Here is a 15,420-nt window from a genome sequence, read left to right on the forward strand (position 1 = left end):
CACTGGTTCGCGGTACGGGCATTGCTGCAACATGACTGGACATCAGGGAACGCAATCTCAGGTGGATGGGGTCCGACGGGGTATCAGACGGCCATCCCGTACACGATGGTGAAGAGCGTCCCCAGGGAGCCGATGATGAAGACGCCGGTCAGGCCGGCGACGATCAGTCCCTTGCCCTGTTCCGCGCTGAACGTGTCGCGGAGGGCGGTCGCGCCGATGCGCTGCTTGGCCGCTCCCCAGATGGCGATGCCGAGGCAGAGCAGGATGGCCACGGCCATCACGACCTCGATCATCACCTTGGCTTCGTTGCCCAGGCTCCCGAAAGGTCCCCAGTTCGGGGCGATTCCACCGATGATGGTGGTGATGTCGCCTTTTTCGGCCGCCAGGTACATGTAACTCACCGCCCCTGTATGGGTAGTTAGTCGCCCCTGCCGGACGGCATGGGTCATCGCCCTATCTTCGCTGATGAAACCGCTCGCGTGTGACGGCTTGACGGCTCTCTTTACCCGATCCCCGCACATCTGACCGACTTGACCGCCTTGACCTGCGGTGGTGTGGCCGGTTTCTATGCAAAGAAGCGTATGGTCACTCTGTGTATCACGGAGGGTGACTCCGGGCAATGATTGTCGTTGTTGCACTCTTGGGGCGGCGTCGGCGGCGGGGTGCGCGGGGTGTCGCACAATCGACCCCGTCGGGGGCCCCACCGCCTAGACTCGACCCCCGGGGCGTACTGCCATGAGCCGAGGGGTGGTTGACGGTGCGTAAGGCCGGCAAGGCGTGGCTGGTGGCCGGCGGGGCCTTCGGGGTCTGCCTGAGCTTCGTCGCTCTGCTCGTCGTCGGCACGTACTCGGCGGCGGCCGGTCTCGCGGGCGGCGCGGGGAGCGGGGCGAACGGCACGGTGGCCCTCGCCAAGGGCGCGGTTCCCGCGCTCTACCAGGGGCTCGTGCAGCGCTGGGGGAACCTCTGCCCGGCCATCAACCCGGCCCTGCTCGCCGCGCAGCTCTACCAGGAGAGCGGCTGGAACCCGCGGGCGGTCTCCTCGGCCGACGCCCGGGGCATCGCCCAGTTCATCCCCGGCACCTGGGCGGGTCACGGGGTGGACGGGGACGGGGACGGCGACCGGGACATCTGGGACCCAAAGGACGCGATCCCTTCGGCCGCCACGTACGACTGCGAGCTCGCCGGCTACGTGAAGGACGTGCCGGGCGATCCGGCGAGCAACATGCTGGCGGCGTACAACGCGGGCGCGTACCGGGTGATCAAGCACGGCGGGGTGCCGCCGATCAGCGAGACCCGGAACTACGTGCGCATCATCAAGTCCCTGGAGAAGAGCTTCGCCCGGCCCGCCGGGCGCGTCGACCCCTCCCGGCAGGCGGCGGGCGCGATCCACTACGCGCAGGGGAAGCTCGGCACCCCGTACCTGTGGGGCGGGACGGGCACGGCCGCGCAGAACGGCCGGTTCGACTGCTCGGGGCTGACCCAGGCCGCGTACGACAGTGTCGGCATCCAGCTGCCGCGCGTCGCCAACGACCAGTACAACGCCGGGCCGCACCCCTCGCGCGAGGAGCTGCTCCCCGGGGACCTGGTCTTCTTCTCGGACGACCTGACCAACTCGCGGGCGATCCGGCACGTCGGCATCTACGTCGGCGGCGGCTACATGATCGACGCGCCGCGCACCGGGGCGGTGATCCGTTTCGACCGGATCGACACCCCGGACTACTTCGGTGCGACGCGGGTCACCGCGGAGGGGGCGGCGGCGCTGCCGACCCATCTCCCGCAGACGTGAGGGGAGCAGACGGTCCGTCGGGCCGTCGGGAGGGCGTTCCGGGCGGACCGGACATGGCCGGAACTCTCCGTCATGCACAGGCCCTGAGCTGCGGTGAACCGTCACTCTTCGATAACGTCGTCATGATCCACCGGAGAGAGCGGAACGTGCGCCTCAGGCGGTTCGTTCCCTGATCCGACCGCTCTGACCACGGGGGTTGGAAAACACAGACACGAGAGCAAGGGGCCTCAGCAGATGGCTGAACTCGCATCGGACGGTTCGAACCCCGATGTCAGCCTGCTCTACGACATCAACGGGCTGGCCAAGTCGGCACCGCCGTGGTTCGACCGCGTCATGGAATTCGTCGGCGAGTACGGGATCATGCTCGGGATGGCGCTCGTCTGCCTGTGGTGCTGGTGGAGCGTCCGGCGCCGCGGCACCCTCGGCGACTCCGTCTCGGCCGTCGCCGGCCTCGTGTGGGCTCCGCTGGCCGCCGGGATCGCCCTCCTGGTGAACATCCCCATCCGCGGCTTCGTCGAGCGTCCCCGGCCCTTCAGGGACCACCAGGGGCTCGAGGTCCTCGTCGACGGGAAGACCGACTTCTCGTTCGTCAGCGATCACGCCACCCTGGCGATGGCGCTCGGCGTCGGCGTCTTCGTCGCCCACCGCAGGTTCGGGCTCGCCGCCATCGGCCTCGCCCTCGCCGAGGGCTTCGCGCGGGTCTACATGGGCGTCCACTACCCGACCGACGTGATCGGCGGCTTCGCCCTCGGTACGGCGGTGGCGCTGCTCCTCGCCCCGCTCGCCCTCGCGCTGCTGACCCCGGTGCTCTCCGCCGTGGCCCGCTCCGGCCGGGGTGCCTGGCTGGTCCGCTCCCGGAAGGCAGAGACGCCGCGCCGCCCCGAGGCGGTCGACATCCCCGAGCCCCGCGTCGGCGGCCCCGCCTCCGACACCGGCCGCAACGACCTCGCGGCCTAGTTCACCGCCCGTCCCCCGTCGGCGGGCAGGGGGGCCGTCAGGCCTCCGCGGGGGCGTTCGTACGGAGGTGGTCCGCCGCGTCCGTACGGGCGCGGTCGCGGGATCTGCGGGCCGGGCCCGTCCAGCCGCAGCTGCAGCGCGCCAGCGCGAACGCGCCGCGCTCCGTGGTCGTGGTGGCGTGAGGGGAGGCCTGTGCGTGCACCCCACCACGGTACTGCGCCGTGACGGCACGCCCCGACCGTCGTTATCCGGATCGGGTGTCCCCGGGCCCGTGGGGCGGGGGAAGCGCGGGTCCCGGGCGAACAGCGGTGAGGCGTTGGGGGTTGGCAGGCGATGGTGGTGCAGCGGCACGGACGTCCCGGAGCTCGCGGGAGCGGGGCGCTCGCCGTCACCGTCGCCCTGGTCGGCTCCCTCGTCGGGACCACGGCGGTCACGGGGTGCGCCGCCCCCGAGGACCCGGGCCCGCCGGCCGATCCGGCCCTCGCCGTACGGAACGCCCCGGACGCGCTGACGAAGGCGGGCACGTCCAAGGCGAGCACCTCGATGGAGATGGCCTCGGGCGGGACGCGGGTCACCATCCGGGGCGAGGGCGGCTACGACTTCCGGCGCCGCACCGGCCGGCTCCAGGTGGTGCTGCCGAAGGACCCGGCCGGCACCAGTGAGCACCGGCCGATCACCGAACTCCTCACCCCCGGGGCGCTCTACATGAAGAACCGGGGGGCCGGGGTGCCCGCCGACAAGTGGGTCCGGGTCGACACCACCGGCCTCGACGACGGGAACCTCGTCACGGGCGGGGCCACCGACCCCGCCGCCGCGGCCGAGCTGCTGCGGGGCGTGCGGCAGGTCACGTACGTCGGCGAGGTCGAGCTGGCGGGGGTGAAAGTCAGCCACTACCGGGGGGTCGCCGACATCGCGCACGCCGCCCGGCTGGCCTCGCCGCAGGTGCGGGGCGCGCTCGCCGCGGCGGCGAAAGGGTTCGCCAAGGACACGGTGCCCTTCGACGCGTACCTCGACGGGGAGGGCCGGCTGCGGAAGGTGCGCCACCAGTTCAGCTTCAGCAACCAGGGCCGTACGGTCGCGGTCGCGTCGACGACCCTGCTGTACGGCTTCGGGGTGCCCGTCGAGGTGACGCTCCCGGACCGCCGGGACATCTACGCCGGGAAGATCAAGGCCTGACGGGACGCCTGACGGGGCCGGGCCCGACCGCCGCACGCCGGCCCGGCCCGTACGGGTACGGGTACGGACCATCGGCAAATGGTCCGGACGTGTCATGCGCGGTGCGTGGCGCCGTCCCTACGCTGGGAGACCGCTGGGAGACCGACGCCGGCAGGAAGAGGTGGATGCGCGTGGCCCCGCCCGGTACAGCAACCGTGCCCGCAGACCCGGACTGCGTCGCCCTCGCGGAGATCGAACTCTGCGGCGAGCTGATCATCGCCGCCTCCACCGCCGACGAGGAGCGGCTCAGTGCCGACCGGATCGACGAGGTCCTGAGAGTGGCGACGGAGCGGGCCGGACAGGACCGCTGACGGCGGGGCCCGGCACGGCGTCAGGTGCGCATCATGCGGGCGATGGCCTTCGTGGCCTCCTCGACCTTGGCGTCGATGCCCTCGCCGGTGGCCGCCGCGTCCGCGACGCAGTGCCGCAGGTGCTCCTCCAGGAGCTGGAGCGCGAAGGACTGCAGGGCCTTCGTCGAGGCGGAGACCTGCGTGAGTATGTCGATGCAGTAGACGTCCTCGTCGACCATCCGCTGGAGGCCGCGGATCTGGCCCTCGATCCGGCGGAGCCGCTTGAGGTGCTCGTCCTTCTGCTTGTGGTAGCCGTGCACACCGTGCTCGTGGTCGGCCTGCCCGACGGCCGGGACGGCCTCGGGGGTGACCTGGTCCGCCTCGGTGGTCGTCATCGCGTCCTCCCGCTGTCCATAAAGGGGGTGTATACCCCTCGTGGGTATATGGTACCGATCCTCGCCGATCCGGGCGGGGGTCCGTGCTGTTCACTGTGCCTGATGGGCGACACTGAGAGACGCCGGTTAGCCGTGGCCGGATGATGCGCCTAGCATCAGCCTGACCGAAACCCAGCACCCCGAGGACCCCACGTGCGATTTCGTCTGACCCCCAGGGAGACGAGCTTCTACGACATGTTCGCCGCGTCCGCGGACAACATCGTCACGGGCTCGAAGCTCCTGATGGAACTGCTCGGAGCGGAGCCTTCCGCCCGGGCCGAGATCGCGGAGCGGATGCGGGCAGCGGAGCACGCCGGCGACGACGCCACCCACGCGATCTTCCACCAGCTGAACTCCTCCTTCATCACGCCGTTCGACCGCGAGGACATCTACAACCTCGCGTCCTCCCTCGACGACATCATGGACTTCATGGAGGAGGCCGTCGACCTGGTCGTCCTCTACAACGTCGAGGAGCTCCCCAAGGGCGTCGAGCAGCAGATCGAGGTGCTGGCCCGGGCGGCGGAGCTGACCGCCGAAGCCATGCCGAACCTGCGGACGATGGCCAACCTCACCGAGTACTGGATCGAGGTCAACCGGCTCGAGAACCAGGCCGACCAGATCCACCGCAAGCTGCTCGCGACGCTCTTCAACGGCAAGTACGACGCCATCGAGGTGCTCAAGCTCAAGCAGATCGTCGACGTGCTGGAAGAGGCGGCCGACGCGTTCGAGCACGTGGCCAACACGGTGGAGACCATCGCGGTCAAGGAGTCCTGAGGCTTCGTGGACACCTTTGCTCTGATCGTGACCATCGGTGTCGCGCTCGGCTTCACCTATACGAACGGCTTCCACGACTCGGCCAACGCCATCGCCACCTCGGTGTCGACCCGGGCGCTGACGCCCCGGGCGGCCCTGGCGATGGCCGCGGTCATGAACCTCGCCGGTGCCTTCATGGGCAGCGGGGTCGCCAAGACCGTCAGCGAGGGCCTGATCGAGACGCCGCACGGCGACAAGGGGATGGGCATCCTCTTCGCCGCGCTCGTCGGCGCGATCATCTGGAACCTGGTCACCTGGTACTTCGGCCTGCCGTCCTCCTCCTCGCACGCCCTGTTCGGCGGCATGGTGGGCGCGGCGCTCGCCGGCGGGACCGAGGTCATCTGGGGCGGGGTGCTCGACAAGATCGTCATCCCGATGTTCATCTCGCCGGTGGTCGGCCTCGTCGCCGGTTACCTGGTGATGTGCGCGATCATGTGGATGTTCCGCAAGGCCAACCCGCACAAGGCCAAGCGCGGTTTCCGGATCGCGCAGACCGTGTCGGCGGCCGGCATGGCGCTCGGCCACGGTCTGCAGGACGCGCAGAAGACCATGGGCATCGTGGTGATGGCCCTCGTCATCGCCGATGTGCAGGACGCCGGCGACGACATCCCGGTCTGGGTGAAGATCGCGTGCGCCGTGATGCTCTCGCTGGGTACGTACGCGGGTGGCTGGCGCATCATGCGGACCCTCGGCCGCAAGATCATCGAGCTGGACCCGCCGCAGGGGTTCGCGGCGGAGACCACGGGCGCGTCGATCATGTTCGGCTCGGCGTTCCTCTTCCACGCGCCGATCTCGACCACGCACGTCATCACCTCCGCGATCATGGGCGTGGGCGCGACGAAGCGGGTCAACGCGGTGCGGTGGGGTGTCGCCAAGAACATCATCCTCGGCTGGTTCATCACCATGCCGGCGGCGGCGCTGGTCGCGGCCGGAAGCTTCTACGTGGTGCAGCTGTTCTTCGGCTGACGCGGCAGCGGACGCGCTGAATGGTCGGGCCCGGCTCCCCTGAGGGGAGCCGGGCCCTTCGTCTAACGGTGGCACCGCCATGCAGCACCGTAGACGAGACTTACCCAAAGCGGCCGGAGATGTAGTCCTCGGTCGCCTGGACGCTCGGGTTGGAGAAGATGCGCTCGGTGTCGTCCAGTTCGATCAGCTTGCCGGGCTGGCCGACGGCCGCCAGGTTGAAGAAGGCGGTGCGGTCCGAGACGCGGGCGGCCTGCTGCATGTTGTGCGTCACGATGACGATCGTGAAGCGCTCCTTCAGCTCGCCGATGAGGTCCTCGATCGCCAGCGTCGAGATCGGGTCGAGGGCCGAGCAGGGCTCGTCCATCAGCAGGACGTCGGGCTCGACCGCGATCGCGCGGGCGATGCACAGACGCTGCTGCTGACCGCCGGAGAGGCCGGAGCCCGGCTTGTTCAGGCGGTCCTTGACCTCGTTCCAGAGGTTGGCGCCCTTGAGGGACTTCTCGACGATGTCGTTGAGCTGCGACTTCTTGTACTTGCCGTTGAGCCGCAGGCCCGCCGCCACGTTGTCGAAGATCGACATGGTGGGGAAGGGGTTCGGGCGCTGGAAGACCATGCCCACCGTGCGGCGCACGGCGACGGGGTCGACGTTGCTGCCGTACAGGTTCTCGTCGTCCAGCAGTACCTTGCCCTCGACGCGGCCACCGGGGGTGACCTCGTGCATCCGGTTCAGGGTGCGCAGGAAGGTGGACTTGCCGCAGCCGGACGGGCCGATGAAGGCCGTCACGGAGCGGGGCTCGACGGTCATCGAGATGTCGTCGATCGCCTTGTGGGCGCCGTAGTAGGCGGAGAGGCCGCTGACGTCGATTCGCTTGGCCATGTGAATCACTACTTCCAATGATGCCGCGGTCAGCGGCCGGTCTTGGGGGCCTTCCAGCGGGCGATGCCGCGGGCCACCAGGTTGAGGATCATGACGAAGGCGATCAGGACGAGCGCTGCGGCCCAGGCGCGGGACACGGCCGCGTCGGTGCCGACCGCGTACTGCTCGTACACGTAGAGCGGCAGGGAGGACTGGGCGCCTTCGAAGGGGTTCGGGTTGATGAGCTTCGTACCGAACACGAGGAGCAGGACCGGGGCCGTCTCACCGGTGATGCGGGCGACCGCGAGCATGACGCCCGTGGTGATGCCGCCGATCGCGGTGGGGAGGACCACCTTCAGGATGGTGCGCCACTTGGGGATGCCGAGGGCGAGGGAGGCCTCGCGGAGCTCGTTCGGGACGAGCTTGAGCATCTCCTCGGTGGAGCGGACCACGACCGGCATCATCAGGATGGCGAGGGCCATCGCGCCGGCGAAACCGGAGGGGCCGAAGCCCAGCATCAGGTTCCAGGTGGCGAGGATGAAGAGGCCGGCGACGATCGACGGGATGCCCGTCATGACGTCGACGAAGAAGGTGACGGCCTGGGCCAGCTTTCCGCCGCCGTACTCGACGAGGTAGACGGCGGTGAGGAGACCGATCGGAGCGGCGATCACGGTCGCGATGGCGACCTGCTCGATGGTGCCGAGCAGCGCGTGGTAGACGCCGCCGCCGGCCTCGGCGTCGAGGACGCCGTTCATCGAGTGGCCCAGGAAGTACGGGTCGAGGACCTCGATGCCCTTGCTGATGGTGACCCACGCGAGGGAGAGCAGCGGGATGACGGCCAGGACGAAGCAGACCCAGACGAGGCTGGTGGCGACGCGGTCCTTGGCCTGGCGGCTGCCCTCGACCTTGGTGGTCAGCGCGTACGTGACGAGCACGAAGATCAGGGCGGCGAGGATGCCCCACTGGACCTTGCTGTGCCAGCCGGCGGCGAGGCCGATGCCGATGCCCGCGGCGACGGAGCCGGCGGCGACGGCGGCCGGGGTCCAGCGGGGGAGGCGGGCGCTGGAGAGCGATCCCGTGCGCTTGACCGTCGAGACCGGACGGTCCTGTATGGCGTGGCTCATGCCGCTGCCCCCGAGTACTCCTTGCGGCGGCCGATGATCCAGCGGGCGGCGCCGTTGACCAGCAGGGTGATGGCGAAGAGGACGAGACCGGAGGCGATCAGCGCGTCCCGTCCGAACTCGTCGGCCTCGTTGAACTTGGCGGCGATGTTCTGCGCGAACGTGCCGCCGCCCGGGTCGAGGAGGTGGCCCGAGAGGAGGAAGCTCGGGGAGAGCACCACGGCGACGGCCATGGTCTCGCCGAGTGCGCGGCCGAGGCCCAGCATGGAGGCGGAGATGATGCCGGAGCGGCCGAAGGGCAGCACCGACATGCGGATGACCTCCCAGCGCGTGGCGCCGAGGGCGAGGGCGGCTTCCTCGTGCATCTTCGGGGCCTGCAGGAAGACCTCACGGGTGACGTTGGTGATGATCGGAAGGATCATGATCGCCAGCAGGATGCCCACGGTGAAGAGGTTGCGGGCGGGGCCGTCGGTGGCCTTGTCGAAGATGTACGTCCAGCCGAAGTACTGGTCGAGCCACTTGTTGAGGCCGTCCAGGTACGGGACGAGGAAGATCGCGCCCCAGAGGCCGTAGATGATGCTGGGCACGGCGGCGAGCAGGTCGACGACGTACGCGAGCGGCTTGGCCAGCTTGCGCGGGGCGTAGTGCGAGATGAAGAGGGCGATCCCGATCGCCACGGGCACGGCGATGAGCATCGCGACGATCGAGGAGACGACCGTGCCGAAGGCGAGGACGGCGATGCCGAAGACCGGCGGGTTGCCGGCCGGGTTCCACTCGAAGGTGGTGAAGAAGTTCGCGCTGTCGTCGGAGATCGCGAGGACCGCGCGGTAGGTGAGGAAGCCGGCGATCGCGGCCATGATCACGAGGAGGGTGATGCCGGATCCTCGGGAGAGGCCGCTGAAGACGCGGTCCCCGGGGCGGGTGGCGCTCTTGGCGCTCCGGCTCCCTTGTATGTCTGGAGTGGTGGTAGCCATCTGCTTCTCCGGTCTGCGGGGCCCCTACGGACGTACGGGCTCCTGGCGGCGGTGCACCGGATGCCGGGTCCGGCCCCCGGGCGGGGGGCCGGACCCGGCCGGGGGTCAGGACAGGGTGGGGACGATCGTGCGGACCTTCGCGGCGATCTCGGCCGGGAGCGGGGCGTAGCCGGCGTCGGCGAGGACCTTCTGGCCCTGCTCGCTCACGGTGTAGTTGAGGAACGCCTTCAGGGTCGGCAGGGTCTCCGCCTTGTTGCCCTTGTCGCAGGCGATCTCGTACGTGACGAGGACGATCGGGTAGGCACCCTCGGCCTTCGTGGCGTAGTCGAGGGAGAGGGCCATGTCGCTGCCCGTGCCCTTGACCTTGGCGGCGGCGATGGCCTTGGACGCGTTCTCCGAGGAGGCGGCGACCGGGGCGGCGGCGCCGGTGTTGATGCTGACCGTCGAGATCTTGTTCGCCGTGGCGTAGGAGAGCTCGAAGTAGCCGATGGAGCCCTCGGCGTCCTTCACGGCGGTGGCGACACCGGAGGAGCCGTTGGCGGCCTGGCCGCCCTGGGCCGGCCACGACTTCGACTTCGGGTCGTGCTTCCAGTCGGCCGCGGCGGCGGTCGAGAGGTACTTGCCGAGGTTCTGGGTGGTGCCGGACTCGTCCGAGCGGTGGAAGGCCTGGATCGTGCTGTCCGGGAGCTTGGCGCCCGGGTTCAGCTTGGCGATCGCCGGGTCGTTCCACTTGGTGATCTTGTTGTCGAAGATCTTGGCGATGGTGGAGGCGTCCAGGACCAGGTTGTCCACGCCGTCCAGCTTGTAGCCGATGGCGATGGGGCCGCCGACCATCGGCAGGTTGACGCCCTTGCCGGTCTTGCAGATCTTCGCCGACTCGGCGGCCTCTTCGTCCTTCAGGGCGGAGTCGGAGCCCGCGAAGGCGACCTGGCCCTGGTTGAACTTGGTGATGCCGCCGCCGGAGCCGATGGCCTGGTAGTTGATCTCGACACCGGAGCACGCGGCCTGGAAGTTCTTGACCCAGAGGTCCATCGCGTTCTTCTGGGCGCTGGAGCCCGCGGCGAGGAGCTGGCCCTTGGCGCCGTCACACGCGATGTCGGAGGCGGCGGCGGAGGTCTTCGTGCCGTTTTCCTTGGCCGGGGTCTCCGTGTTGTTGTCCGAGCCACACGCCGAGAGGACGAGCGCACCGGAGACGACGAGGGCACCGATCGCGGAGGCGCGAAGCCCGTTCTTGCGCGAAAGCTTCACTTTCGGGTGTTCCTTCCAGAAGCCGCCCTGTCGCGGACCGAGTGTCCCGAACGTTTCTACGGCGGCGTGTGTCGGTGGGCGGTGCGTCGCTGAGCTCTGTGCACCGTGTACTGCCGAAATTAGGCAGAACAGGTGAAGCGGCCGACGGGACAGAGTGAACGGAAAGTGAACCGTGCCGGAAGGGCGGGTGCGGTGTCGTGGGGCCCGGGTGAGGCCCCACGTGGTTCAGGAAGCCGCGGCGGCCTTCTGGATCCGGGGGACGAAGATCTGAGCCAGCGAATGGGCGGTGGCGGGGTCCAGGGAGCTGCCTTCCCCTTCCAGCGTCACCTGCGCGACCGTCGTGCCCAGGCACAGGGTGAGGTAGAGGCCGTCCAGGCTCCCGGCGTTCCGGTAGTAGGCGTGGCTCTCGACACCGGCGACCGGTGCCACCCCTGCCTTGGTGTACTTGGCCGACCAGCTCTTCTCCTTGCGGCAGGCGTCCTGAGCGGCCTTCTCGTCCGCGAAGGCCGTGAGGTCGAACTGGGCTTCCTCGCCGAACGCCTCGTAGTCCGCCTCGCCGCGCGCGATCCTGGCGCAGTACCAGTCCGCGTCCGCACCGCAACTCGCGGCTGGTTCGGGCGCCTCCTCGATGTCCGCGCTTGCGCTGCGCGGCGTCCACCCCGCCATCGACGCCGGATCGGGCAACGCCTGCTTGAACCTCTCCTCGGTCCTGAAGACGGTGCCGAAGTCCGCCTTGCCGACGGCCGAGCCGCCCGAGCCTGATCCGGTTCCGGCACTGCCGCCCGTGGCCGGCTTCGTCGTCGTGTCGGAGCCGGCGCCTCCACAGCCGGTGGCGAGGGCCGCCAGCGTCACCAGAACTGCCGCACTCCGACCTATGTGATGCTTCACAACCGCACTCCCCGTGAGCCGATGCCGACCAGATCACCGGTGCGGCGATCTGTCGCTACAGAAGATCATCTTGGCAGTGTGTGCTCGGTCATGACACCCGCCCGCCCTCTGCGGCTCGCCTCCTGAGGAACACGCCGATCAGGTCCTTGTCCCTGTCCTGGGTCAGGCAGGTGCGTGCGGCTTCAGGGGTGAGCCACAGCAGACGCGTCACTTCCCGGTTCGGTGCGAACGAGCCGCCCGTGGCCTCGGCCGCCCAGTAGCGGACCTCCTTGGCACGGCCCTGAACCCGGTAGCGGACGGTGGGAAGTTCGACGCCCAGCGCGCACGTCATGCCGGTCTCCTCCCGAACCTCACGGACCGCGGCCGCTCTCGCGCCTTCGCCGGACTTCAGCTTGCCCTTGGGGTGGGACCAGTCGGACCACTTCGGTCGGAAGACCACGGCGATCTCGATGCCGTGGCCGGAACGCGACCGCCGCCAGAGGACGCAGCCCGCGGCGAGGATCGGGGACTCGGGGACGCTCATGGAACAGGTGCCGTCGTGCTGCGCCAGGCGCGTTGGAAGGCGAAGCGGGCGGCTTCCACTTCGTGGCGTTGGTCGGCGTGGAGGACGCCCAGGGCGTAGGCGGTCGCCGGGGCGATGCGGGGGGTGCGGGCCGCGGCGGCGGCCGCGGCGGCGGCTTCCGCGGCGTCGCGGTGCCGGTCCAGCGCCCGGGCGGCCTCGTAGAGGACCGCGTCGGGTTCGCCGCCGGTGTGCAGGGCCTCGGTGGCGTACCGGTGGAGGCGCAGCAGCAGCCGGGTCTGGTGCCAGGGCGCGTCCTGGTTCTCCCCCGCGGCGAGCCCGAGGGCGTCCGCGTTGTACGGGTGGGCCGCCCGGGTCAGGGGCAGTGCGGCCACCGCGTCGAGGAGGCGGCGCTCGGCGACCTCGGCGGGGCCGTCCAGGACCTCGACGGCCGGGGCGGAGCCGACGGGGCCGAGCGGCACCTCGGACGCCAGGAGGGCGACGGCGTCGGCGAGCGCGTGGAACCGGGCCGAGCCCAGGGCCTGCAGCGAGGCCGAGTGGGCGCGGGTCCTGGCGAGGGTCAGCTGGCGTTCCAGGAGGGCGCCGGCCCGGGCGGCGCCCACGGTGAGGCCGGCGGAGTCGGCGCCGCGGGCGGCCGGCACGGGGCCCTTCGCGTCGCCGTGCGCGCCGCCCGTGGCGTTCGACAGCCGGGACAGTGCGTCCACCAGGCGGACCAGCCGTGAGGTGCAGGCGTGCTCAAGGGCCAGGGTTCCGGACAGCCAGGCGAGTTCGGTGCGCAGCTGGTCCGCCCAGGCCGTGTCCAGCAGCGGCCGGAACGTGTGGAGCGTTCCGCCGATCCGGCGGGCGGCCCCGCGCAGCGTGCGGGCCGCCTCTTCCGCGCCGGCCGTGTCGGAGCCGCTCTCGCCGTGGAGCCGCAGGCCCCGGAGGAAGTCCGCGGCGCGGGCGTGCAGATAGGGGGCCAGGACCTCGCCCGCCGAGACGTCCCGCGTGTGGTCAGGGTTGTGCACGCCGGCGCCTCCGCGCGTCGATGAGCATCTCCTGGACGTGCCGGAGCGGTCGGCCTTCGGGGTCGGTCGCGTGCCGCGTCCAGTTCCCGTCGGGTCCGAGGTGCCAGGAGGAGGTGGTGTCGGACATCCCGGTCTCCAGGAGCCGGGTGAGCGCCGCCCGGTGCGCCGGGTCGGAGACCCGTACGAGGGCCTCGATCCGGCGGTCCAGGTTGCGGTGCATCATGTCGGCGCTGCCGAACCAGACTTCGGGTTCGCCGCCGTTGCCGAAGGCGAAGATCCGGGAGTGTTCCAGGAAGCGGCCGAGGATGGAGCGGACCCGGATGTTCTCCGAGAGGCCGGTGACCCCGGGGCGTACGGCGCAGATGCCGCGGACCCAGATGTCGACCGGGACGCCGGCCCGCGAGGCCTGGTAGCAGGCGTCGATGACGGCCTCGTCGACCATCGAGTTGACCTTGATCCGGACGTACGCGGGCCGGCCGGCGCGGTGGTGGGCGATCTCCTTGGTGATCCGGGAGACCAGCCCGTCGCGCAGCGACTTCGGGGCGGTGAGCAGCCGACGGTAGGTCTCGCGGCGGGAATAGCCGGAGAGCCGGTTGAACAGGTCGGAGAGGTCCGCGCCGACCTGCGGGTCGGCGGTGAGCAGGCCCAGGTCCTCGTAGAGGCGGGCCGTCTTCGGGTGGTAGTTGCCGGTGCCGACGTGCGAGTAGCGGCGCAGCAGCTCGCCCTCCTGCCGTACGACGAGCGACAGCTTGCAGTGGGTCTTGAGGCCGACGAGGCCGTACACGACGTGGCAGCCGGCCTCCTCCAGCTTGCGCGCCCACTTGATGTTGGCCTGCTCGTCGAAGCGGGCCTTGATCTCGACGAGGACCAGGACCTGCTTGCCGGACTCGGCGGCGTCGATGAGGGCGTCCACTATCGGGGAGTCGCCCGAGGTCCGGTACAGGGTCTGCTTGATCGCCAGTACGTCGGGGTCGGCGGCCGCCTGCTCGAGGAAGGCCTGGACGGACGTCGAGAACGAGTCGTACGGGTGGTGGAGCAGCACGTCCCGCTCGCGCAGGGCCGCGAAGATGTCGGGTGCGGACGCCGACTCGACCTCGGCCAGGTCCCGATGGGTTCCGGCCACGTACGTCGGGTACTTCAGCTCCGGCCGGTCCTGCCCGGAGATCCCGAACAGCCCCGTCAGGTCCAGCGGGCCGGGCAGCGGGTAGACCTCGGCGTCGGAGATCTTCAGCTCGCGGACCAGCAGGTCGAGGACGTACGGGTCGATGGACTCCTCGACCTCCAGGCGCACCGGCGGGCCGAACCGGCGCCGCATGAGCTCCTTCTCCAGGGCCTGCAGGAGGTTCTCGGCGTCGTCCTCCTCGACCTCCAGGTCCTCGTTCCTGGTCACCCGGAACATGTGGTGCGCCAGCACCTCCATACCGGGGAACAACTCCTCCAGGTGCGCCGCGATGACGTCCTCCAGGGGGACGTAGCGCTGCGGGGAGGCCTCCAGGAAGCGGGACAGCAGCGGCGGCACCTTCACCCGGGCGAAGTGGCGGTGGCCGCTGACCGGATTGCGCACCACCACGGCGAGGTTGAGGCTCAGACCGGAGATGTACGGGAACGGGTGGGCCGGGTCCACGGCCAGCGGGGTGAGGACCGGGAAGATCTGCTGCCGGAACAGGGTGAAGAGGCGCGCCTGCTCCTTCTCGGTGAGCTCGGGCCAGCGGATCAGGTGGACGCCCTCGTCGGCGAGGGCCGGGGCGACGTCCTGCTGGAAGCAGGCGGCGTGCCGGGCCATGAGCTCACGCGAACGCGTCCAGATGAGGTCCAGGACCTCACGGGGCTGGAGTCCGGAGGCGGAGCGGGTGGCGACGCCGGTCGCGATGCGGCGCTTGAGGCCGGCGACCCGGACCATGAAGAACTCGTCGAGGTTCGAGGCGAAGATCGCGAGGAAGTTCGCCCGCTCCAGGAGGGGCGTCGTGGGGTCCTCGGCGAGTTCGAGGACGCGCTCGTTGAAGGCGAGCCAGCTGCGCTCCCGGTCGAGGAAGCGTCCCTGGGGCAGCTCGTCACCGAGGGCGCCGTCGTCCTCGTAGGTGTCCGGACCCGAGTCCAGGTCCGCGTCGATGTCGGTCACCACGGTGCCGTTGACCACCTGCGCGCGGGGGGTGGCTATGGAGTCGGAGGACCCCGCCCGGGCGGCCGGGGAGGCCGGAGCGGACGACGGGGACGACGGCGTGGCGGAGGACTGGACCGGGACCTCGGCGGGCTGCTTGCTCATGGCCCCATTCTTCCGCGCGAAGGGGTGGTCGGGCGCGTCGGAGCGGGCCGTGGGGGAGGGAAGTCTCCCCTTGGGGAGGACC

At 70.2% G+C, this 15,420-nt stretch carries 17 protein-coding genes; 6 read left to right on the forward strand and 11 right to left on the reverse strand.

Annotation, left to right across the window (positions count from 1 at the left end; genetic code table 11):
• Positions 1-83: 83 nt before the first annotated feature.
• Positions 84-392 (reverse strand): hypothetical protein, encoded by a 309-nt coding sequence (locus tag DEJ43_RS19455; protein ID WP_024757447.1) that lies wholly within the window; start codon positions 390-392, stop codon positions 84-86.
• A 365-nt stretch (positions 393-757) separates the two neighbouring features.
• Between DEJ43_RS19455 and DEJ43_RS19460 the strand changes: the two genes are divergently transcribed.
• Together DEJ43_RS19460 and DEJ43_RS19465 are read left to right on the forward strand one after the other, a co-directional pair.
• Positions 758-1,786 (forward strand): C40 family peptidase, encoded by a 1,029-nt coding sequence (locus DEJ43_RS19460; protein WP_015035088.1) that lies wholly within the window; start codon positions 758-760, stop codon positions 1,784-1,786.
• Positions 1,787-2,020: 234 nt separating this feature from the next.
• Complete coding sequence (locus DEJ43_RS19465; RefSeq protein ID WP_015035089.1) at positions 2,021-2,743, forward strand: phosphatase PAP2 family protein; 723 nt, start codon at positions 2,021-2,023, stop codon at positions 2,741-2,743.
• Between the two features lie 37 nt (positions 2,744-2,780).
• Here the strand turns inward: DEJ43_RS19465 and DEJ43_RS37520 are convergent, their stop codons facing one another.
• On the reverse strand, positions 2,781-2,945 hold the full coding sequence (locus DEJ43_RS37520) for a hypothetical protein (RefSeq protein ID WP_167537141.1): 165 nt from the start codon (positions 2,943-2,945) through the stop codon (positions 2,781-2,783).
• Positions 2,946-3,076: 131 nt separating this feature from the next.
• Between DEJ43_RS37520 and DEJ43_RS19470 the strand changes: the two genes are divergently transcribed.
• Together DEJ43_RS19470 and DEJ43_RS19475 are read left to right on the forward strand one after the other, a co-directional pair.
• Entirely contained in the window at positions 3,077-3,919 is an 843-nt protein-coding gene (locus DEJ43_RS19470; RefSeq protein WP_015035090.1) for an SCO4651 family lipoprotein, read from the forward strand.
• 164 nt (positions 3,920-4,083) lie between these two features.
• On the forward strand, positions 4,084-4,269 hold the full coding sequence (locus tag DEJ43_RS19475) for a hypothetical protein (protein WP_015035091.1): 186 nt from the start codon (positions 4,084-4,086) through the stop codon (positions 4,267-4,269).
• A gap of 20 nt (positions 4,270-4,289) precedes the next feature.
• Here the strand turns inward: DEJ43_RS19475 and DEJ43_RS19480 are convergent, their stop codons facing one another.
• Positions 4,290-4,643 (reverse strand): metal-sensitive transcriptional regulator, encoded by a 354-nt coding sequence (locus DEJ43_RS19480; protein ID WP_015035092.1) that lies wholly within the window; start codon positions 4,641-4,643, stop codon positions 4,290-4,292.
• Positions 4,644-4,835: 192 nt separating this feature from the next.
• Here DEJ43_RS19480 and DEJ43_RS19485 point away from each other — a divergent pair, with 192 nt between their 5' ends.
• Together DEJ43_RS19485 and DEJ43_RS19490 are read left to right on the forward strand one after the other, a co-directional pair.
• Positions 4,836-5,456, forward strand: a complete 621-nt coding sequence (locus DEJ43_RS19485; RefSeq protein WP_015035093.1) for a DUF47 domain-containing protein — start codon at positions 4,836-4,838, stop codon at positions 5,454-5,456.
• 6 nt (positions 5,457-5,462) lie between these two features.
• Positions 5,463-6,461: an inorganic phosphate transporter gene (locus DEJ43_RS19490; RefSeq protein ID WP_015035094.1), complete on the forward strand. Its 999-nt coding sequence runs from the start codon at positions 5,463-5,465 to the stop codon at positions 6,459-6,461.
• A gap of 100 nt (positions 6,462-6,561) precedes the next feature.
• Here DEJ43_RS19490 and pstB read toward each other — a convergent pair whose 3' ends face one another.
• The 8 genes from pstB to DEJ43_RS19530 all read right to left on the reverse strand — a co-directional run bounded on the left by pstB (position 6,562) and on the right by DEJ43_RS19530 (position 15,338).
• Complete coding sequence (gene pstB / locus DEJ43_RS19495; RefSeq protein ID WP_015035095.1) at positions 6,562-7,338, reverse strand: phosphate ABC transporter ATP-binding protein PstB; 777 nt, start codon at positions 7,336-7,338, stop codon at positions 6,562-6,564.
• A 29-nt stretch (positions 7,339-7,367) separates the two neighbouring features.
• On the reverse strand, positions 7,368-8,441 hold the full coding sequence (pstA, locus tag DEJ43_RS19500) for a phosphate ABC transporter permease PstA (protein WP_015035096.1): 1,074 nt from the start codon (positions 8,439-8,441) through the stop codon (positions 7,368-7,370).
• Positions 8,438-9,412, reverse strand: a complete 975-nt coding sequence (gene pstC, locus DEJ43_RS19505) for a phosphate ABC transporter permease subunit PstC (protein ID WP_015035097.1) — start codon at positions 9,410-9,412, stop codon at positions 8,438-8,440. The genes pstA and pstC overlap by 4 nt, the downstream gene beginning before the upstream one ends.
• A gap of 105 nt (positions 9,413-9,517) precedes the next feature.
• Complete coding sequence (pstS, locus tag DEJ43_RS19510; protein ID WP_015035098.1) at positions 9,518-10,660, reverse strand: phosphate ABC transporter substrate-binding protein PstS; 1,143 nt, start codon at positions 10,658-10,660, stop codon at positions 9,518-9,520.
• 225 nt (positions 10,661-10,885) lie between these two features.
• Positions 10,886-11,548, reverse strand: coding sequence for a hypothetical protein (locus DEJ43_RS19515; RefSeq protein ID WP_015035099.1), 663 nt, complete (start codon positions 11,546-11,548; stop codon positions 10,886-10,888).
• A gap of 88 nt (positions 11,549-11,636) precedes the next feature.
• On the reverse strand, positions 11,637-12,071 hold the full coding sequence (locus tag DEJ43_RS19520; protein WP_015035100.1) for an NUDIX hydrolase: 435 nt from the start codon (positions 12,069-12,071) through the stop codon (positions 11,637-11,639).
• On the reverse strand, positions 12,068-13,075 hold the full coding sequence (locus tag DEJ43_RS19525) for a CHAD domain-containing protein (RefSeq protein ID WP_015035101.1): 1,008 nt from the start codon (positions 13,073-13,075) through the stop codon (positions 12,068-12,070). Before DEJ43_RS19525 ends, DEJ43_RS19520 begins: the two co-directional genes overlap by 4 nt.
• Entirely contained in the window at positions 13,062-15,338 is a 2,277-nt protein-coding gene (locus tag DEJ43_RS19530; protein ID WP_041662700.1) for an RNA degradosome polyphosphate kinase, read from the reverse strand. The genes DEJ43_RS19525 and DEJ43_RS19530 overlap by 14 nt, the downstream gene beginning before the upstream one ends.
• Positions 15,339-15,420: the final 82 nt, after the last annotated feature.

The sequence above is a fragment of the Streptomyces venezuelae ATCC 10712 genome, from assembly GCF_008639165.1.
GTDB lineage: Bacteria > Actinomycetota > Actinomycetes > Streptomycetales > Streptomycetaceae > Streptomyces > Streptomyces venezuelae.